This is a genomic window from Avibacterium paragallinarum (genome assembly GCF_900450705.1).
Classification (GTDB): Bacteria; Pseudomonadota; Gammaproteobacteria; order Enterobacterales; family Pasteurellaceae; genus Avibacterium; species Avibacterium paragallinarum.
This window is the reverse complement of the sequence record NZ_UGHK01000002.1, coordinates 259,766-274,635: the sequence shown is the minus strand read 5'-3', so window position 1 is coordinate 274,635 and position 14,870 is coordinate 259,766. Positions and strand designations below refer to the sequence as shown.

General features: G+C 39.2%; 32 protein-coding genes. 21 read left to right on the top strand and 11 right to left on the bottom strand.

The window, feature by feature from the left end; translation table 11 throughout:
- Positions 1-446: 446 nt before the first annotated feature.
- Positions 447-668 (bottom strand): hypothetical protein, encoded by a 222-nt coding sequence (locus DXZ23_RS05920; protein WP_017806446.1) that lies wholly within the window; start codon positions 666-668, stop codon positions 447-449.
- A gap of 14 nt (positions 669-682) precedes the next feature.
- Here DXZ23_RS05920 and DXZ23_RS05915 point away from each other — a divergent pair, with 14 nt between their 5' ends.
- The gene (locus DXZ23_RS05915) at positions 683-853 is read left to right on the top strand and encodes a YegP family protein (protein ID WP_017806447.1); all 171 of its coding nucleotides are present in this window, start codon (positions 683-685) and stop codon (positions 851-853) included.
- A 560-nt stretch (positions 854-1,413) separates the two neighbouring features.
- Here the strand turns inward: DXZ23_RS05915 and DXZ23_RS05910 are convergent.
- The 5 genes from DXZ23_RS05910 to DXZ23_RS05890 all read right to left on the bottom strand — a co-directional run bounded on the left by DXZ23_RS05910 (position 1,414) and on the right by DXZ23_RS05890 (position 4,204).
- Positions 1,414-2,229: a DUF3037 domain-containing protein gene (locus DXZ23_RS05910; RefSeq protein ID WP_026138546.1), complete on the bottom strand. Its 816-nt coding sequence runs from the start codon at positions 2,227-2,229 to the stop codon at positions 1,414-1,416.
- Positions 2,226-2,963 carry a HipA family kinase gene (locus tag DXZ23_RS05905; protein WP_017806449.1) on the bottom strand — a complete coding sequence of 246 codons (738 nt, stop codon included), beginning with the start codon at positions 2,961-2,963 and terminating at the stop codon, positions 2,226-2,228. The genes DXZ23_RS05910 and DXZ23_RS05905 overlap by 4 nt, the downstream gene beginning before the upstream one ends.
- Before the next feature lie 31 nt (positions 2,964-2,994).
- Entirely contained in the window at positions 2,995-3,213 is a 219-nt protein-coding gene (locus DXZ23_RS05900) for a hypothetical protein (protein WP_017806450.1), read from the bottom strand.
- Between the two features lie 74 nt (positions 3,214-3,287).
- Positions 3,288-3,755, bottom strand: a complete 468-nt coding sequence (locus DXZ23_RS05895) for a helix-turn-helix domain-containing protein (protein ID WP_017806451.1) — start codon at positions 3,753-3,755, stop codon at positions 3,288-3,290.
- Positions 3,752-4,204 (bottom strand): helix-turn-helix domain-containing protein, encoded by a 453-nt coding sequence (locus DXZ23_RS05890; protein WP_017806452.1) that lies wholly within the window; start codon positions 4,202-4,204, stop codon positions 3,752-3,754. The genes DXZ23_RS05895 and DXZ23_RS05890 overlap by 4 nt, the downstream gene beginning before the upstream one ends.
- A gap of 132 nt (positions 4,205-4,336) precedes the next feature.
- On the opposite strand from DXZ23_RS05890, the gene DXZ23_RS05885 reads away from it, so the two are divergent.
- The 10 genes from DXZ23_RS05885 to DXZ23_RS05845 are packed head-to-tail and all read left to right on the top strand — an operon-like array spanning position 4,337 to position 8,645.
- Complete coding sequence (locus tag DXZ23_RS05885; protein ID WP_017806453.1) at positions 4,337-4,534, top strand: helix-turn-helix domain-containing protein; 198 nt, start codon at positions 4,337-4,339, stop codon at positions 4,532-4,534.
- 48 nt (positions 4,535-4,582) lie between these two features.
- Positions 4,583-5,023, top strand: a complete 441-nt coding sequence (locus DXZ23_RS05880) for a YmfL family putative regulatory protein (protein ID WP_017806454.1) — start codon at positions 4,583-4,585, stop codon at positions 5,021-5,023.
- 46 nt (positions 5,024-5,069) lie between these two features.
- The gene (locus DXZ23_RS05875; RefSeq protein ID WP_017806455.1) at positions 5,070-5,846 is read left to right on the top strand and encodes a Rha family transcriptional regulator; all 777 of its coding nucleotides are present in this window, start codon (positions 5,070-5,072) and stop codon (positions 5,844-5,846) included.
- Positions 5,843-6,184, top strand: a complete 342-nt coding sequence (locus tag DXZ23_RS05870) for a replication protein (RefSeq protein ID WP_017806456.1) — start codon at positions 5,843-5,845, stop codon at positions 6,182-6,184. The genes DXZ23_RS05875 and DXZ23_RS05870 overlap by 4 nt, the downstream gene beginning before the upstream one ends.
- Positions 6,181-6,633, top strand: a complete 453-nt coding sequence (locus DXZ23_RS05865; RefSeq protein ID WP_017806457.1) for a hypothetical protein — start codon at positions 6,181-6,183, stop codon at positions 6,631-6,633. Before DXZ23_RS05870 ends, DXZ23_RS05865 begins: the two co-directional genes overlap by 4 nt.
- Positions 6,626-6,811, top strand: a complete 186-nt coding sequence (locus DXZ23_RS15855; protein ID WP_243398552.1) for a hypothetical protein — start codon at positions 6,626-6,628, stop codon at positions 6,809-6,811. Before DXZ23_RS05865 ends, DXZ23_RS15855 begins: the two co-directional genes overlap by 8 nt.
- Positions 6,747-7,478 carry an ATP-binding protein gene (locus DXZ23_RS05860; protein ID WP_021724368.1) on the top strand — a complete coding sequence of 244 codons (732 nt, stop codon included), beginning with the start codon at positions 6,747-6,749 and terminating at the stop codon, positions 7,476-7,478. Before DXZ23_RS15855 ends, DXZ23_RS05860 begins: the two co-directional genes overlap by 65 nt.
- Positions 7,475-7,666 (top strand): hypothetical protein, encoded by a 192-nt coding sequence (locus DXZ23_RS05855; RefSeq protein ID WP_017806459.1) that lies wholly within the window; start codon positions 7,475-7,477, stop codon positions 7,664-7,666. Before DXZ23_RS05860 ends, DXZ23_RS05855 begins: the two co-directional genes overlap by 4 nt.
- A gap of 24 nt (positions 7,667-7,690) precedes the next feature.
- Positions 7,691-8,230 carry a DNA N-6-adenine-methyltransferase gene (locus DXZ23_RS05850; RefSeq protein WP_017806460.1) on the top strand — a complete coding sequence of 180 codons (540 nt, stop codon included), beginning with the start codon at positions 7,691-7,693 and terminating at the stop codon, positions 8,228-8,230.
- Positions 8,220-8,645 carry a recombination protein NinB gene (locus DXZ23_RS05845; RefSeq protein ID WP_017806461.1) on the top strand — a complete coding sequence of 142 codons (426 nt, stop codon included), beginning with the start codon at positions 8,220-8,222 and terminating at the stop codon, positions 8,643-8,645. Before DXZ23_RS05850 ends, DXZ23_RS05845 begins: the two co-directional genes overlap by 11 nt.
- A gap of 108 nt (positions 8,646-8,753) precedes the next feature.
- Here the strand turns inward: DXZ23_RS05845 and DXZ23_RS05840 are convergent, their stop codons facing one another.
- The 4 genes from DXZ23_RS05840 to DXZ23_RS05825 all read right to left on the bottom strand — a co-directional run bounded on the left by DXZ23_RS05840 (position 8,754) and on the right by DXZ23_RS05825 (position 10,634).
- Entirely contained in the window at positions 8,754-8,990 is a 237-nt protein-coding gene (locus tag DXZ23_RS05840) for a hypothetical protein (RefSeq protein ID WP_017806462.1), read from the bottom strand.
- A 66-nt stretch (positions 8,991-9,056) separates the two neighbouring features.
- Entirely contained in the window at positions 9,057-9,713 is a 657-nt protein-coding gene (locus tag DXZ23_RS05835) for a KilA-N domain-containing protein (RefSeq protein WP_021724365.1), read from the bottom strand.
- 276 nt (positions 9,714-9,989) lie between these two features.
- Complete coding sequence (locus tag DXZ23_RS05830) at positions 9,990-10,418, bottom strand: type II toxin-antitoxin system HicB family antitoxin (protein WP_017806464.1); 429 nt, start codon at positions 10,416-10,418, stop codon at positions 9,990-9,992.
- A 30-nt stretch (positions 10,419-10,448) separates the two neighbouring features.
- Positions 10,449-10,634 carry a type II toxin-antitoxin system HicA family toxin gene (locus DXZ23_RS05825; RefSeq protein ID WP_017806465.1) on the bottom strand — a complete coding sequence of 62 codons (186 nt, stop codon included), beginning with the start codon at positions 10,632-10,634 and terminating at the stop codon, positions 10,449-10,451.
- Positions 10,635-10,709: 75 nt separating this feature from the next.
- On the opposite strand from DXZ23_RS05825, the gene DXZ23_RS05820 reads away from it, so the two are divergent.
- From DXZ23_RS05820 to DXZ23_RS05800, 5 genes are all read left to right on the top strand, one after another.
- On the top strand, positions 10,710-11,309 hold the full coding sequence (locus DXZ23_RS05820) for a recombination protein NinG (RefSeq protein WP_017806466.1): 600 nt from the start codon (positions 10,710-10,712) through the stop codon (positions 11,307-11,309).
- Positions 11,300-11,704: a hypothetical protein gene (locus DXZ23_RS05815; RefSeq protein WP_017806467.1), complete on the top strand. Its 405-nt coding sequence runs from the start codon at positions 11,300-11,302 to the stop codon at positions 11,702-11,704. The genes DXZ23_RS05820 and DXZ23_RS05815 overlap by 10 nt, the downstream gene beginning before the upstream one ends.
- Positions 11,705-11,773: 69 nt before the next feature.
- Positions 11,774-12,097: a type II toxin-antitoxin system RelE/ParE family toxin gene (locus tag DXZ23_RS05810; protein WP_017806468.1), complete on the top strand. Its 324-nt coding sequence runs from the start codon at positions 11,774-11,776 to the stop codon at positions 12,095-12,097.
- Complete coding sequence (locus tag DXZ23_RS05805; protein ID WP_017806469.1) at positions 12,087-12,371, top strand: helix-turn-helix domain-containing protein; 285 nt, start codon at positions 12,087-12,089, stop codon at positions 12,369-12,371. Before DXZ23_RS05810 ends, DXZ23_RS05805 begins: the two co-directional genes overlap by 11 nt.
- A gap of 146 nt (positions 12,372-12,517) precedes the next feature.
- Positions 12,518-12,835: a hypothetical protein gene (locus DXZ23_RS05800; protein ID WP_147277873.1), complete on the top strand. Its 318-nt coding sequence runs from the start codon at positions 12,518-12,520 to the stop codon at positions 12,833-12,835.
- A 125-nt stretch (positions 12,836-12,960) separates the two neighbouring features.
- Here the strand turns inward: DXZ23_RS05800 and DXZ23_RS05795 are convergent, their stop codons facing one another.
- Positions 12,961-13,287, bottom strand: a complete 327-nt coding sequence (locus tag DXZ23_RS05795; RefSeq protein WP_017807584.1) for a hypothetical protein — start codon at positions 13,285-13,287, stop codon at positions 12,961-12,963.
- Between the two features lie 103 nt (positions 13,288-13,390).
- Here DXZ23_RS05795 and DXZ23_RS05790 point away from each other — a divergent pair, with 103 nt between their 5' ends.
- The 5 genes from DXZ23_RS05790 to DXZ23_RS05770 are packed head-to-tail and all read left to right on the top strand — an operon-like array spanning position 13,391 to position 14,864.
- Positions 13,391-13,723 carry a phage holin, lambda family gene (locus tag DXZ23_RS05790; protein ID WP_017807585.1) on the top strand — a complete coding sequence of 111 codons (333 nt, stop codon included), beginning with the start codon at positions 13,391-13,393 and terminating at the stop codon, positions 13,721-13,723.
- Positions 13,716-14,123 (top strand): M15 family metallopeptidase, encoded by a 408-nt coding sequence (locus tag DXZ23_RS05785; RefSeq protein WP_017807118.1) that lies wholly within the window; start codon positions 13,716-13,718, stop codon positions 14,121-14,123. Before DXZ23_RS05790 ends, DXZ23_RS05785 begins: the two co-directional genes overlap by 8 nt.
- Positions 14,080-14,445: a DUF2570 family protein gene (locus DXZ23_RS05780; RefSeq protein WP_228523718.1), complete on the top strand. Its 366-nt coding sequence runs from the start codon at positions 14,080-14,082 to the stop codon at positions 14,443-14,445. The genes DXZ23_RS05785 and DXZ23_RS05780 overlap by 44 nt, the downstream gene beginning before the upstream one ends.
- On the top strand, positions 14,411-14,626 hold the full coding sequence (gene lysC, locus DXZ23_RS05775; RefSeq protein ID WP_046097555.1) for an Rz1-like lysis system protein LysC: 216 nt from the start codon (positions 14,411-14,413) through the stop codon (positions 14,624-14,626). Before DXZ23_RS05780 ends, lysC begins: the two co-directional genes overlap by 35 nt.
- Positions 14,610-14,864, top strand: a complete 255-nt coding sequence (locus DXZ23_RS05770; RefSeq protein WP_021723600.1) for a hypothetical protein — start codon at positions 14,610-14,612, stop codon at positions 14,862-14,864. The genes lysC and DXZ23_RS05770 overlap by 17 nt, the downstream gene beginning before the upstream one ends.
- The last annotated feature ends 6 nt before the right edge of the window (positions 14,865-14,870 follow it).

Sequence of the window (14,870 nt, the reverse complement as noted above, 5' to 3'; positions counted from 1 at the left end):
TCAGAACCACACTCAAAGCCACGAGGAAAAAAGACTAAAAACGAGCGACTAAGAATGCGGTTTTGAATGAGTGCTGTCTCGTCTCTCCAAGCTGTCACGCCCTTATAGCCGCGTTTGCTAGATTATTTTTTCGTTAATTCCGCTTTGGTAGTTACCTCGCCCTTGCTTCAACATTCCTTTCAACCTCACTACGAGTCATCGGATCGGTCAAAAATAATCAAAAAGTCCTACTGTTCTTTTCGGCTACTCCCTTGCACCTTATTATGTGCGACCAGCTTTCACCTAAACACCTTGTCGGATTATGTCTGTTTCCCTTATTGGGCATAATGCTGTTGTAGCGGTGGTGCTATAGGGTCTTCCACGCTTTGACTAACTACTCACCATCAGGCGACAAGGTGTTTTATCTAAATTGTTAAAGAGCATCATCACCAAGATGAAATATTGAATTAGCTAAATTTATGTAGTAGCTTTAAAAGCAACCTTGCAATGCGTGATTGTGGCTTGACTGGAACATATATTGAACAGTAAAGCTCACCATCAATAGTTGCTTGGGACATTGCTTTGACTTTTTCTTGTGCTTCTTCAAATGAGTTGGCGTAGACATCTGAACACCACTTCTTCCCTTTGAAGAAGTAAGAAATTGCATAGCGTTTCATTTCGTTTTGCATAAGGAGTTACCTCTATGTATTTTGAAATTTTCAAAGGTGTTAATGGTCAGTGGTATTGGCGACTAAAAGCCGCCAATCACGAACCTATAGCTCAAAGTGAAGGTTATACGATCAAACAAAACTGCTTACATTGTATCGGGCTTGTTATGGACACTAACCGACAAACACCTGTTCGCGAAGTTTAATTATCCAAGCCCTGTTACCGCAGGGCTTTTTATTTCATCTTGATTGTTAAAGAGCATTAAACGTTGTTTTGTTTTGATGTGTTCATTAAATCAAAAATTTAATGCTTTGTAAATATTTAATTTATTTAGTAAACGTAAAATTTATTAAAAAGATAAATATACTATTGATTTTTAAAGAAAAATAAATTGATAAATTTTGTTTAATTGCTTGTTTTTTATTCAATAAAGGAGGTTTTTTCTGAAATTTGAATAGAAAAATGAACAAATAAAAGAGGTTGATAGCCATTACAGTTAGTAAAATGGTTGCATTCAAGATAATGTTTTAGGTGATTTGTTTTGGTTTCAATAAGTTATAGTTGAAAATTCAGCTTTTTCTAGGCGTGAATTAAATAAAATTAGTGTAGTTTGATACCATTTTCGTGGCGTTACGAAAATGGTTAAGCAAGGAAAGGTTGATTATCTAACAGATTGAAATGATTGTAGTTTATGGATTTAAGCACGATTTGAGTAGGGATAAGCAAGATTTGGGCAAAAGAAAACCGCCGAGAGGGCGGTTTTTATTAGACATTTTTAGCAAAGGCAATCAAATCGCTATTATTATTCCAATCAATATGCCGAATGTTAAACCGATCAAACGTACGTTTAATTACATTCAGGACATTGATTTTATTTGCCGTATCAGCAGTATCAAGTGTAAAAAGAATGTTTTCTTTCTTCAACAACCCTTCTTCATCTGCGCGATTGATTTTTGATACCCAATTATCGCAATGTTCAATCATACTTGGACTTTCAATTTGATCAAAGGCCAAGGGTTTAACCGCTTTTAGGATTTCTTTTTCACCTTCATTTTTTAATGCAAGGGGCAATTTGAATTTTGTTAATTCCCCTGCTACCGTATATTCCTTGTAGCTCTGCAGAATTTCATCATTTTCTGCCCTAAAAAGTGCTTTAAAGCGTTGAACCATTATACTTTCTTGGTTATCGGATTTTACGCCACACAGATGGATATATCTTGTATAGAGATCGTTAAAGTAATCTTGTGGATTTTCAACTAAACCTACTGCAGCATTACTATATTGAATGATACCTTCCTTAACATCAGTATAGTGATGGAAAAAGCGTGCCATTTCTTGTGGTGTAAAATCAAATGCTTGTTCTGTAATGTAGTGTAATTCTTCGTTAATCGTATCGCGTACACTTGCAAATATCTTACTACGATAGAAAAAATCATTCACGCGTTTGTCATTTTTTGCAACGAGTCGATAAGTAAGTTGGCGTTTTTCAGGCTCGCACATCAATAATCCAACATTGACGAACTCGCCAGTTTCAAAGTAAGGCTTAAACCTTACAAAGCTATATAGTATTGGTTGTTTCATTCGATGTCGTCCCAGTAATGTTCTTCATTAATTCGATTTAATAATGTTTTTATTTTGCTGATACAGTCGTCTATCTCTTGATTTTCATCATCAAGCAAGAACCATTTATCAGGTATATTTTGGTAAATATGATCAAAGTTATTCAAAATGTCAATGGCTTTATCTGTAAAGAGCTGTTTATCAACCCAATCCAATTTCCAGTCTCTATTAGCAGGTGCAAAAATATGTTCATCGAATGTCGCACATTCGTCAAATGCAAGGTTATGATCGATCACAAAAATCTTCTGCTGCCATTCATTAAATAGTAAATTGATATTTCCAGTGCCTATGTTTGAAGCGGCTCTATCCGAATTAAGAATCCAGCGGTCAAACATATAAAGTAACTTTTGTAAATCTTCGGGGAAATAGCGAGGATTTTTAGCTTGCACTGTTTTGGCCACTTTTGCTTGGGCAATATGTTCGGAAGCAAAAGCCAATCCTGCAGGGAGCATTGGTTGCCATTCTGGTGAAGTGTATTCACTTGCCTGCTTAGGTATATCAACAAAACAGAATGGAGGGCAAGGCAGGCCTATTTCAATTGCTAATGCGGTTCCTATTGTTTCTGCTAATAGTTGCTCCATTGGCATCATTGCCGTTGTTTTTACGACAAACCACTGTCCATTTTCAACCTGGCAAATAAACGGACTAGTTATTCCCATCTCCATTCTTTCTCGAATGAAGGTTACTTTATTCATTTCTATCCTTTCCTTAATTGACAACCCCAGCCTATGCCCCACCTTTATCTTCACCTACTACCACATCAGCAAACTGATGTAGATTCTCCAATTCAATGGATAGCATACAGGTGATTAGATTCCGTAAAGATGCTGGCTCAAATTCCCGCAGCAAACTTTCTAAATAAGACTTTTGTTCGGCTCTGGTTAGTTCTGTACGACTTAGTGCTTCTTTCAACAGCCCAACAAGGAATTGATCGTGTTCTTTCATTTTATGCCCCATATAACAGTTACAATACCTGTTAACAGTTACAATACCTGTCGATACTCAACCGCCACTCCAGACTAGCCTATGCGCAGTAAATGTTGGATAACCGTATCTAGTTTTTGCTCAACTCTATCTAGTTGGGCTCTTAGCCTATTTCTATCCTCTTTATCCGTAGAGAGCATTTTTTCGATTGCCTCTAATTTAGAGGTGGAATTATCTCCATCTCTTTCTTGAGATGGAGATTCGGCGTAATAATTATTTGTTGTCGTATTAGTTGAATGTGTCGTTGTAATGGTTGAGTTATCCAGCTCAGAGTTTTGTATGCTATTTAGAGTATTATTTTGGCTGTCACCAACTCTCAGATAATCCTCACTCACCTCAAGAGCAAAAGCAAACTCACTGATTAGGTCAGTAGATAATTTTGTTAAGCCTTCTTCGTAACCAATAAGCGCTTCAACTGGGATATGTAGGTTGTCAGCAAGATCCTCTCTCGATATACCTTTTTGCTCTCTGATTTCTTTAATTCGTTTGGCTATATTTTTCATTTCTCTTTCTGCATTAGTATTACATCAATTTTAGTTTCAATACGCTGCAATAGATCCAATTTAGTCTCAAGGCGTGCCAATTGAGCTTTGATCTCAACCAAATCTTCCGCACACAAAGAGCCTTCATTATTTACTTGATTTACCAAACCGCCATTCATTGTTGTACCAACGACATTTAGTGATTTATTACCAGATATAACTGAATTATCGCTATTATCCTTTCCTAATATCCACTCAACAGGATAGCCAAAGTGCTTGTGTAACTTTAGCGCTGAATCAACACTGACCTTGCCATTCTTAAACCAGTTATTTACGGCTTGAGGAGATACATCTGCTATTTTTGCTAATCCGATTTTGCTTCCAATTTCTCTAACCATTTGCTCTAAACGCTGAATCACGAGCTGATCTTTCAGACTTAATTCTACTTCTTGATGATCCAAACTTTCCATTTACTTCTCCTTGTTTTGATTTTGCATAGATTAAATAAATTATTTAGTTTTTCAATAAACTGAATATTTACAAAGACAAACAATTAATTTATCATTTGTTGATTATGATTAAATTTATAGTTGAGGTTATTTATGACACCGATAGAAAAAGCAATCTTGGCTGTAGGCTCACAAGCCAAACTTGCCAAAGCTCTAGGCAAAAATTCTCAATTCATTTATAGAATGAAAAAATCTAGGGGAAGAATCTCTACGCAAGATATTTCTGCTGATAAGTGGAAAGAAGTAACAGGGCTATCTAAAAGAGAGCTTTTCCCAGAATTTCAGGATTAATTTACCAACCCCACCCAAAAACAAAACCACAAAATCCACAAGGAATTTATGGCAATGAAGAAAACGATTATTGAAATGATAGAAAAGTGCCAAGGCGGAAAAGCAGCCGTTGCGGGCTTTCTTGGTATGACAGAGCAGGCATTGAATAACCGCTTGTATCAAACGAAAGGACAGCGTTTCACCTGCGAAGAATTGATTGCCATTGAGCTTGAATATGGCGTAAGTAATTGGTCGGATGAAATCAATCGGCGTTTAGGCAAGGTGAGTTTTGCTGTACCGAACGAAAACGAAACTGACTTAGTCGAGCTATCGCAGTTACAACTGCAAGAACTGGCAGAGCGTGGGATTTTATTTGCCAAGCTCAACGAGTTTTTGAGCGACGGCGTACTGACGCAGGAAGAGCAAGATGTGTTGCATAAGTTATTGCACAAATCACAACAGACCACGGCAAAAGCGATCGAAGTGGCGATTGCTATTCATAAGCAATAAAAAACCACCGCAGCAACGGTGGTAATTCATTAAAAAGGAATTATCTATGAGCAGATTATCAATAATTTCGGAACAAAATGCAAGCATAAAAATGAGCAGTCGTGAGATTGCGGAGCTATGCGAAAAACGCCACGACAATGTATTAAAACTTGTTCGTGATTTGATTAAAGGGGGTGTCCTAAAAAATACGACACCCCATCAATACCAACACAATCAAAATAATCAATTTTATACAGAATATCTTTCAGACAAGCGAGATAGTCTTGTTATCGTTGCTCGCTTGTCTCCAGAATTTACAGCGGCAATCGTTGATCGTTGGCAAGAGCTAGAAAATCAACAACAAAGCACCGCACTTTTGCCTAACTTTAGCGATCCTGTTGCTGCCGCTCGGGCTTGGGCGGACGCAAAAGAACGCGAGCAGCGGGCATTGGTTCGAGAGCAACAGGCGTTGTTGGAAAATCAACAAAAATCTGAACAAATCGCTTCGATGGAAAGTTATTTCCGCAATGGAATTTCTCCATTTGAATTTGTGAAAGGGTTGAATGGGGTTAATGCGTTAAAAGTGGGTGAGTTTTTGATTGGCAAAAACTGGCTGTATCAAGATAACCGAACAAAACGCGTTAAGTCCTACGCCCGAGATCAATATCTCACGGAAGAAACCACAGAAATTTCTCAACACGGTAAAGATCCATTTATCGCTTATAAACCCGTGTTGTTAAAGAAAGGAGCAGCAAAGCTCTATGAATGGTATGTGAAAGGCAATTTGCCGATGAAAGCAAATTGGAACGGTGAATTTACACAAGATAAGGCGGTGGGGCTATGAGTAACCAATTTATCCCAAATTCATTCCAGCTTCCTAATGCAGTGGTTGATGGCTTAATCTGCGATTTAACTGGTTCAGAACTTAAATGTTACTTAGTGATTGTGCGTAAAACAAAAGGCTGGAACAAAGATTGTGATGCGATTTCTATTAGCCAGTTAATGGAAGTGACAGGGTTGAGCAACAGAGCTGTGATTGATGCCTGCAATCATTTAACGGAAATCGGGTTATTAACTCGCCAAAAAGGGGCAAGAGGGGTGAATGTTTTCACGCCTAACCTGTGTAAAAAGTTCACTAGTGAAGAAAGTTCACCTGTGAAGAAAGTTCACAAGATCCTGTGAAAAAAGTTCACACACAAAATAACAATAAAAACACTACTCAAAATAACAATAAAAAAATAAATAAAAAAAACTCCGCTGAACAATCTGAATTTGAGCTGTGTTTTGCCGATTTCTGGCAGGCAGGCTTGGTTAAAGTTAACCGTGCAAAAGCACTAAAAAGTTTTGGCACCGCGTTTAAGTCATCAGGTAAATCCATTCGTGAGTTTACCGATATGCTCGTTTTGGATATTCGCAGGCGATTTTCACTTGGGCAGTTCGGTTTTGAAAAATTACATCCGACAACATACCTGAACAACCGCCGTTGGGAAGATGATTATTCACAACCTGAAAATGTGAAAGCATTGCCAAATTCGTTGAATAACAAGCCAGATGCACACAGTGGATTTGCAAAAAAAATATACGGGGAAACCAAAACACCAGAATGGGCGGAGGATTTTGTTAATGTTTAAAGTAACGCTAGAAGGCCTGCAAAAGGAATTGAAAAATGCTTTAGAGGGGTTTAATTCCGAAGTCGAAAATGCCGAAGTCGAAAATGCCGAAGTGAAAGAACAAATTGCTGACTGTGAAAAGCACGGATCGTATCGCCAATTTTATCGAAAAATACACTTTCCTATGGGGGGGGATTGAGTCAAAAACGCAATGTCCTCAATGCCTCAAAGAAAAAATTCTTAAACTTGAGGCTGAGAAAGCGCGTCAGGAACAAACGGAACGTGAGCATAACATTAACGTATTAAAAAAGACTTCTGGCATTGCCAAACGTTTTGAACAGGCTTGTTTTAGTAATTATCACGAAACCGAATATAACCGTAAAGCTAAACGTTTTTGCGAAGCTTATGCAGCCAAATGGATAGATCGCAAATCAGTCGGCGGAGGGTTAATTCTTTGTGGGAAACCTGGCACAGGGAAAAATCATCTTGCTAGTGCGATTGCTCATCACATTATCGAACAACATCAAGACGAAGTGCTGATAACTACAGCGTTAAGAATTATCCGCAAAGTAAAATCAACTTGGGATAAAAATTCCTCTTTAACCGAGAATGAAGTAATGGAGATCTACACAGATAAGGACTTACTTATCATTGATGAGGTAGGCGTTCAATTTGGCTCTGAATCGGAAAAGATCATTTTATTTGAAATCATCAATGAGCGTTATGAGCAAATGAAACCAACAATTTTAATCAGCAACCTATCGGAAGATGAATTGAGCAGATATGTCGGTGAGAGAATCATTGATCGAATGCGGGAAGGTAAAGGTGCAGTGATAAATTTTGATTGGGAGAGCTACAGAAAATGACCTCATACAAATGCCCGAAGTGCGGTGGAGAACTGTCGGATTTATGGGATAGACAACCTGTGAATGCTTTTATTGGTGAATATTCAGACGATAGATTCCGCTGCGAAGGGAAGCTGAAAGAAGCTAAACACGATCGTATGGGGGAATTTGTGTGGGTGAACCGCACAAAATCTTGTGGTTTTTTTTAGTCTTGATGAATTGGAGAGAAAGTGATGACCGAACAGCAATTTGACCGTGATACCTGGTGCACGCCGAAATATGTTTTTGACTGGCTAAATAAGCGATTTAATTTTGATTTAGATGGTTGTGCTACGAAAAATAATGCAAAACTGCCTTATTATCTTGGGCCAGATCAGGATATTGAATGGACAAAATCATTTTTGACAGATGAAATCTGGTTAGATTTAGAGTCAGGTTTTGGGCATTGTTCTATTTTCGTTAATCCACCTTACTCAGACGTTACACCGTTCGTCAAACAAGCTAAACGCTTGCGAGATGCTGGGCATTTAGTGGTGATGTTACTCAATAACGATAAATCAACGCAATGGTATCAAAACCATATCCACAATGTGGCAAATGAGGTGATTGATATTGTTGGTGGTCGCATTAATTTTATTCACCCTATCACGGGCGAAGAAATCAAAGGCAACACCAAAGGGCAAATGGTCGTAGTGTTCGATCCAGCAATGGAGGATTTTGTACAGCGTTCGGTTACGTTAGATTTTGTGAAGTGCGGTGGGTATGGAAACTAAACAACGCTTTTTCTTGCGTAACGCACGCATACAGGCGAATGCGATTGGGGTAATACATTCCCTTACCTTAGATGATAAAAACCCCGTAGTGGTGGAAATAAAGCCCTTAACGCGTACGTTAGCACAGAATGCAAAACTCCACGCAATGCTAACGGATATTGCCAAGCAATGTACCTTTAACGGCAAGAAGCAAACATTGGAAACGTGGAAAATGCTTTTTGTGAGCGGACATAAAATTGCCACTGGCGAGCAAGCGGAGATGGCGATTGGCTTTGAGGGTGAAGTGGTAAATTTGCGTGAAAGCACCGCACAAATGGGCGTAAAGCGGTTGGCGAGCTTGATTGAATATATTCAGGCGTGGGCTGCAGAACAAGGCGTGAGATTTAGCGACAAGCAAGGGTTTTACGGGTATTAAAAACCGCTCAAAAGAGCGGTTGGTAAGGGGATTATTTAATGTATTTTTGTACGAAGAACGCGAACAGAAACATCATTAGAGCAAACCCTGCTAGGGCAAAGGTTAGGTTCATTGTTTTTCCTCCTTCTTACTTAGTTTTATCCGTCTTAAGTGGCGAGTGCCTGCAAGCCCAAAATAGACAGCAAAAACGAGTAAAACTGTGTTGATGATTTTTAAATAAATTGGATCATTTCCATACAGAATAACAGGAAACGCTAAAATTGCAACTTTGGTGATGTCGGCGGCAATTTTCGCCCAATCATCAAGGGTTTCAATTTCAATTGGTTTTTTGAATAAATCTAACATTTTGTCCTCCCTGTGGATAAGTATAACAAAAACCGCACCGAAGTGCGGTTGGATTTTGGGGAGTTTTTAGAAATCGCCGTGATAGTGCAGGCGTGCAGTGGATTTGTTTTTGTGCTTTTGGTGAAGCTGTATAAGCCGTTTAATGAGTGGTTTGGTGTCTTGAATGGCTTTGTTACAGCGGTGTAAATCGTTGTCAGCGTGCTGATAAAGATTGATGTTGAGCAAATCACGCACTTTATTGAGGAAGTGTTGCACGCTTTCGGCAAAGCGAGTGAATAAGAACCAGACGTTGATGAGTTGGTTGAGTTCTTTTTCTGTCATTGGCACTTGAATCATTGGCTCTGGCTCAGGCAAGGCGATTTGTTGGGGTTGTGTGTTGATACCGTTAATTGCCATAAATGCACGAATAACTTTGAGATGAAAAGCGGCACTGATCCACGCAGCATAGGCGATAACGAGTTCTTGGCAGACCCAGTAACCTCGAATGGTAGTATCACAACCGCCACGGATAATTTTACTGGCAGGAATGGAAGGTAATTGCCCAGAGATCGAATTTGATCTTTGGGAATTTATTTCAGCAATAAGTTCTTTAGTTTGCTGATTTCTCATAAATAAAGTTGGGCGATGTTTATCTGAACTACCGCTTGCACGATGCAAATCATTAAGAGAATAGAGATTATCTAAAGTGCGGATTTGAGTGTTAAGAATGGTTAAGTTTTTCATTGAACATTTCCTTTTGAGAGAAATCCCTAGTTTATTAGGGTGATCGACAGCTCAAAACCAGTGTTCAGTCTGGCGGAGTTATTCCCTTGCGGTGTTGTATTCCTCGCACTGTCGATCATTGATTTAAATTGTTGTTTTTGTATCAGGTATGAGAAATAGGAGAAACCCAGATACAAAAAAATCACGCTAACGGGGTGAATTACCGCTGTTTGTAAGGCTTTTGAGACCTGTGGTAAATCCTACGCTTGACCGAGGAGAATGTCAAGCGTAGGGGGATTATTCTCGTAGCTCTTTTTGTGAAGCAATGGCTAAAAAATGACTACGATCTTTGTAAATTGGGTTGCTTGCTACACGGCTATCAATGCGTTTGATGAGATATTCGGGCAAGCTGATATTAATACGGTGGCGTTTGCCTTGATAAGCGGAAATATCCACATCAAGCAGTAACCAAGTATCGCAGTAGTTAAAGTCTTCTAAGGTTTGGTAGTGCTTATAGCCTTTATCTTGAAGCTCACTGATATTTGTGCCGTCTTCAAACATCATTTCTAAGATGGAATGAATGGCGTCTGTAGCTTGAATAGGGATTTCTTCAAGGGTATCTGCTGCACTAATGCAAGCGTATTTATCTGTAAATAATACTGGCACGGCAATGCCGTAAGCCTCATTTTCGTTATCAGGGGTTTCAATGCCGATAGTAAATAACATAGTCGCTCCTTATGGATTAGCTCGGCAGAGCTATAACAGCCCTGCCGATTTTTTAATGGATCTTAATGTGCCGATTGGAACGTGTTGCTTGGGGTGTGGTACGGGAAATATTTTTCCTGTAATGGGCGACTGCCAAATCTGGTGATCGCCTTTACCGTGCCGAACAAACGTGCAACCGGCATTTTTAAGCTCCTTGATTAAGTCGCGTGAGTGCATGCTTCCTCCTTGTCGTCTTAATCGAGAACAACTATACGCAAATATACACACAAATCAAGAGGTTTTTAGTTATTAATGCGAAAAAAATTTAAACGAAAATGCAAAATCTGTGGTGAACGTTTTGAAACCTATGACAGTTTTCGAGGGTGGTGTAGCCCTGAATGTGGGGTGGCGTTGGCGAGGCTGAAGCAGGCGAAGCAGCGGGAAAAAGCGGAGCGTGAAAAAGTGCGGTTAGAAAACGCGAAAATTCGAGCAGTAAAAGAGCGGTTGAAAACGCATCATCAGCTCATTGCTGAAGCTCAAAGTGCGGTGAATAAATATATCCGTGTGCGAGATGAGAACAAGGAATGTATCTCGTGCGGTACGCCGTTGATTAGCGAGAAATTAGGTGGGGGATTTGATGCGGGGCATTATCGTAGCCGTGGTTCAGCCCCGCACTTGCGGTTTTATACGCTTAATATTTTTGGTCAATGCAAACGCTGCAATCGATGGTTGGGCGGAAATTACCACGAATATCGCGTAGGGCTGATTGAGCGTTTGGGAATCGAAAAGGTGCGAGAAATCGAAAGCGATCAACGCCCAAGACATTATAGCGATGAGGATTTAAGGCGGATTAAGCGGATTTTTGAGCGGAAAGTGAAGTTATTAGAAAAGCGAGGGAAGCAATGGAATTAGTTTTTAACGATATTAAAAAAGTCTGCACACAATGGGGGTACTGGGCAACGCCTAGATTAGGCACGGAATATCCTTGCCTTTCGGTGAGCATTCCCACGCCGATTGATGAGAGCAAAAGACGAGTTGATCCCATTAGTGAGTCGTTAGCTGAGGAAATCGAGCGTTGCGTGCTAGTGATGCGTAAAGCAACACCTGAGCTTTACGATTTATTTATGGCAACTTATGCTTACCGTTTGCCGCTTTATACAGAATATGATCGAAATCGTGTGCCAGTGCGGGTTGGGATTTTGGAGAGGTTTGGGATTGGTCGCCGCACTTATTTTGAACGCTTAAAAATAGCAGAAACATCACTGATGCTAATGTTAAGTCAAAATGAGTGTGTTTTTATTGCTTAAATATAACTCTTGAGTTATGGTGTAAACGTATTGTATAATAACTCATAGTTTATAATATATGTGTAAATAATGATGTTCGAATTGTTTTTTCACCCAGAGGCAGTATCTGAAATTGAGCATTTAACGCCCGCAATGAAAGCTAAGGTATTAAATGCATTAGATAAACTGGAATCGCAAGGTAATTTGCTTCGCTTTCCTCATACAAGACCAATCAGAGATGGTTTATTTGAATTAAGAGCAGGGAGTAAAGACATCTCACGCACATTCTTTGCCTTTGCTGTGGGGCAAAAAATTTATATTTTGCGTACCTTTGTGAAAAAGTCCCAGAAAACACCAGTAAGTGAAATTGAATTAGCATTTAAGCGATTAGAGGAGATGACCGATGAAAGTTAAGCCAGTAAGTTATAAAACAGTAAAAGAGAAACTTCTGCAAGATGAGGAAACTAAAGTACTTTATGTTCAAGAGAGAAAAGTTGAAGAATTACAATTTTTGCTTAAATCTTTACGTCAAAAAGCGGGCTTAACTGTTTCTCAAGTTGCTGAGCGTATGGGGATTTCTCAACCAGCAGTTAGCAAATTAGAAAAGAATGCGAGCCGAGCTTCAATGATGACACTGTTGCGATATGCTCAAGCTTGTGGTTCAGAATTATTTATTTCTTATCACTAAAATGCTTGACGAGTGCGCATTAAAATACTACCATATTATCTATAGTGCGGTTTTGCACGTTTAAAACGCACGAATGAATTTTAACAGCCCTGATCGGAAACGGTCGGGGCTTTTTATTTGAAACTTAGAAGCTCAATATTGGAGGAATGATGAAAGCTGAAAGCGGTTTTATTCAACCTTTTACTTTTTTAGGTATAGAGCTTTGGATAGATGAAAACGATAGATTAATGCTTTCCGTTCCTAACTCTTGCCAGAAAAAGGAACTAGAAGAGGTTTTATTACCTATTCGTAATCAGTCAGGTGAATTAATAGCAAATCTTGTGTTTAAGAAACAGATTTCTGCAAGGACTCAAACGCTATTTTCAGCAGAGGGATTGCTTGAACCGCATTCTCAAATCCAAGATCTACCAATTTCGTTATTACCCGCTCTAGGGCTTTTCCGCTCAACCCTTTTAAAATGTTGAGTAGTGATGATTTTTCCTCTTTAGGAAGAGAAGATGATTCTATTTTGGTTGATAAAATAGATTTAATTGTATCCTCATGGAATTTTATTGTAATAGTGCCAAGAATTGCAGAAAGTCCGCCATCGTCAAGTAAAAAATCCGCACCTTTGTTTGTTAATCTTGCACTTTGACATCCTCCCCGCCCTGAAGGACGGAGTTTTACGGCACATAATCTGATAAAAATTTTCAATAGATGTTCCACCTAATGCATATTTTATAGAAAAACCGTCAACAAGTTGGTGTTCTTGTAAATAAAATAAGTTGGCGACAATATAATCATAAGGGTATTCATTAAAACCAGTATATTCTCTTTTATTTTTAATGTAATGAACTAAGTTTTCTCCATTTGGATGATGATATGTTTCAGCAAGTTTTAATAATATTTCCTTTTGTATAGTTCTATCGAGTTTCATTTTAAACCTCTGCTATTTTATTGTGTGGAAACTTTATCTTAGCAGAACTTATAGCCCACTGTAACAGGTGGGCTTTTTATTGCCTCAAAAAGGAGGCGGAGTGATGAAAATGCCAAACAACGATCCGAATATATGGCTTATTTTAGGGGCATATATTCATCAAAATTACAACGCCATTGTGGGTTTCACGATGGCGTTTTTTATGTCTTTGCTACGCGCTGCCTTTTTGCGTCAGAAAACGAGTTTTCGCCAACGGATATTGGATGGGGCAATTTGTGGAGCTTTGACCTTGTCAAGTATGTCGCTGTTAAATCATTTAGGTTTTTCAGAGGGGCTAGCTACCTTTATCGGGGGAATGCTTGGGTTTATTGGTGCGGAGAAAATCCGTGAATATTTAATGCTGGTGTTAAAAAAACGGGTAGAAAAAGATGTTTAAATTTAGCCAACGTAGTGAAAAGCATTTACAAGGTGTTCACGGTGATTTGGTTAAGGTCGTGCGAAAAGCCCTTGAATATAGCACCGTTGATTTTGCGGTGATTGAAGGGGTAAGAACAAAAGCACGCCAAGCCCAACTCTTTAAGCAAGGGGCAACTAAAACAATGAATAGCCGTCATTTAACCGGTCACGCGGTGGATTTAGCCCCGCTGGTTGAAGGAAAAATCCCTTGGTCAGAACGGGATAAATTTAAGGAAATTGCGAAGGCAATGTTTCGAGCGGCCAAAGAATTAAATGTCACCATTCGCTGGGGTGGAGATTGGAACGGTAATGGGAAAAGTGAAGATGAACGTTTTTATGATGGCCCGCATTTTGAATTACATCGTGCCGTTTATCCGTAAATATTCCTCGCTGTTGTGGTTATGCGTGATTTTGGGCTTGTGTGGTTGGGTTTGGTATCAGTCGCAGAGGATAAGTAGCTTGAGAGCCAAAAATCAAATGCAAGCTCAAACCATACAGCAACTGAACCATAATCTCGCAGAAAGAACAAAACAGCTCGAAGATGAACGAAAAACGACACAAAAACAGACCGCACTTGAACAAGTACAGCGAGAAAAAGCCGATGAAGATATTCGCGTTATTTATAAAAGGATTAAAGGGCAGGATTGTAGCCGCGAGCCTTTGCCTGATGATGTTATTAAGCGGTTGCAGCACAAAAATTAAAACAGAGTATCACCTACCACCGAGCATTTATTTAATCCCTTGTCAGCAAACCGCATTTAACGGCTCAACGTATGGTGATGCGATTATTTATTTGCGAGTGGTGCAGAAAGAACGTGAGATTTGTGCGGGGCGGTTAAGTGGGGTGATTGAGTGGAGTAAATCAAATGGGAATGCTTTATAAGTCGAAAAAGAAATTGATTGAGGAAGGCTTCACGCATTATGGATGGCTTTGGGGTATTCCTGTTTATGTCAAAGATATTGATAGTGAAGCCCCCATTATTGGGGCGGCTAATTTTATTCCTGAATGGGTTTTAACTGTCGCAGATCAAATCGGCTTTTTTATTGAGGGACTGCTGAATATCCACAACCCTGAATATGTGCCAATGTTTAAAATTCGTATTACTGGAGAAATTAAATAAGGATTA

Excerpts from the sequence above, each read along its gene's own strand:
- DXZ23_RS05915 (WP_017806447.1), top strand. The coding sequence starts at position 683 with ATGTATTTTGAAATTTTCAAAGGTGTTAATGGTCAGTGGTATTGGCGA.
- DXZ23_RS05790 (WP_017807585.1), top strand. The coding sequence starts at position 13,391 with ATGAAAATGCCAAACAACGATCCGAATATATGGCTTATTTTAGGGGCA.
- DXZ23_RS05880 (WP_017806454.1), top strand. The coding sequence starts at position 4,583 with ATGGCAATGAAGAAAACGATTATTGAAATGATAGAAAAGTGCCAAGGC.
- DXZ23_RS05805 (WP_017806469.1), top strand. The coding sequence starts at position 12,087 with ATGAAAGTTAAGCCAGTAAGTTATAAAACAGTAAAAGAGAAACTTCTG.
- DXZ23_RS05900 (WP_017806450.1), bottom strand. The coding sequence starts at position 3,213 with ATGAAAGAACACGATCAATTCCTTGTTGGGCTGTTGAAAGAAGCACTA.
- DXZ23_RS05815 (WP_017806467.1), top strand. The coding sequence starts at position 11,300 with ATGGAATTAGTTTTTAACGATATTAAAAAAGTCTGCACACAATGGGGG.
- DXZ23_RS05885 (WP_017806453.1), top strand. The coding sequence starts at position 4,337 with ATGACACCGATAGAAAAAGCAATCTTGGCTGTAGGCTCACAAGCCAAA.
- DXZ23_RS05785 (WP_017807118.1), top strand. The coding sequence starts at position 13,716 with ATGTTTAAATTTAGCCAACGTAGTGAAAAGCATTTACAAGGTGTTCAC.
- DXZ23_RS05905 (WP_017806449.1), bottom strand. The coding sequence starts at position 2,963 with ATGAATAAAGTAACCTTCATTCGAGAAAGAATGGAGATGGGAATAACT.
- DXZ23_RS05825 (WP_017806465.1), bottom strand. The coding sequence starts at position 10,634 with ATGCACTCACGCGACTTAATCAAGGAGCTTAAAAATGCCGGTTGCACG.
- DXZ23_RS05770 (WP_021723600.1), top strand. The coding sequence starts at position 14,610 with ATGGGAATGCTTTATAAGTCGAAAAAGAAATTGATTGAGGAAGGCTTC.
- lysC (WP_046097555.1), top strand. The coding sequence starts at position 14,411 with ATGATGTTATTAAGCGGTTGCAGCACAAAAATTAAAACAGAGTATCAC.
- DXZ23_RS05895 (WP_017806451.1), bottom strand. The coding sequence starts at position 3,755 with ATGAAAAATATAGCCAAACGAATTAAAGAAATCAGAGAGCAAAAAGGT.
- DXZ23_RS05800 (WP_147277873.1), top strand. The coding sequence starts at position 12,518 with ATGATGAAAGCTGAAAGCGGTTTTATTCAACCTTTTACTTTTTTAGGT.
- DXZ23_RS05875 (WP_017806455.1), top strand. The coding sequence starts at position 5,070 with ATGAGCAGATTATCAATAATTTCGGAACAAAATGCAAGCATAAAAATG.
- DXZ23_RS05850 (WP_017806460.1), top strand. The coding sequence starts at position 7,691 with ATGACCGAACAGCAATTTGACCGTGATACCTGGTGCACGCCGAAATAT.
- DXZ23_RS05780 (WP_228523718.1), top strand. The coding sequence starts at position 14,080 with ATGATGGCCCGCATTTTGAATTACATCGTGCCGTTTATCCGTAAATAT.
- DXZ23_RS15855 (WP_243398552.1), top strand. The coding sequence starts at position 6,626 with ATGTTTAAAGTAACGCTAGAAGGCCTGCAAAAGGAATTGAAAAATGCT.
- DXZ23_RS05830 (WP_017806464.1), bottom strand. The coding sequence starts at position 10,418 with ATGTTATTTACTATCGGCATTGAAACCCCTGATAACGAAAATGAGGCT.
- DXZ23_RS05840 (WP_017806462.1), bottom strand. The coding sequence starts at position 8,990 with ATGTTAGATTTATTCAAAAAACCAATTGAAATTGAAACCCTTGATGAT.
- DXZ23_RS05795 (WP_017807584.1), bottom strand. The coding sequence starts at position 13,287 with ATGAAACTCGATAGAACTATACAAAAGGAAATATTATTAAAACTTGCT.
- DXZ23_RS05870 (WP_017806456.1), top strand. The coding sequence starts at position 5,843 with ATGAGTAACCAATTTATCCCAAATTCATTCCAGCTTCCTAATGCAGTG.
- DXZ23_RS05890 (WP_017806452.1), bottom strand. The coding sequence starts at position 4,204 with ATGGAAAGTTTGGATCATCAAGAAGTAGAATTAAGTCTGAAAGATCAG.
- DXZ23_RS05820 (WP_017806466.1), top strand. The coding sequence starts at position 10,710 with ATGCGAAAAAAATTTAAACGAAAATGCAAAATCTGTGGTGAACGTTTT.
- DXZ23_RS05855 (WP_017806459.1), top strand. The coding sequence starts at position 7,475 with ATGACCTCATACAAATGCCCGAAGTGCGGTGGAGAACTGTCGGATTTA.
- DXZ23_RS05920 (WP_017806446.1), bottom strand. The coding sequence starts at position 668 with ATGCAAAACGAAATGAAACGCTATGCAATTTCTTACTTCTTCAAAGGG.
- DXZ23_RS05835 (WP_021724365.1), bottom strand. The coding sequence starts at position 9,713 with ATGAAAAACTTAACCATTCTTAACACTCAAATCCGCACTTTAGATAAT.
- DXZ23_RS05810 (WP_017806468.1), top strand. The coding sequence starts at position 11,774 with ATGATGTTCGAATTGTTTTTTCACCCAGAGGCAGTATCTGAAATTGAG.
- DXZ23_RS05910 (WP_026138546.1), bottom strand. The coding sequence starts at position 2,229 with ATGAAACAACCAATACTATATAGCTTTGTAAGGTTTAAGCCTTACTTT.
- DXZ23_RS05845 (WP_017806461.1), top strand. The coding sequence starts at position 8,220 with ATGGAAACTAAACAACGCTTTTTCTTGCGTAACGCACGCATACAGGCG.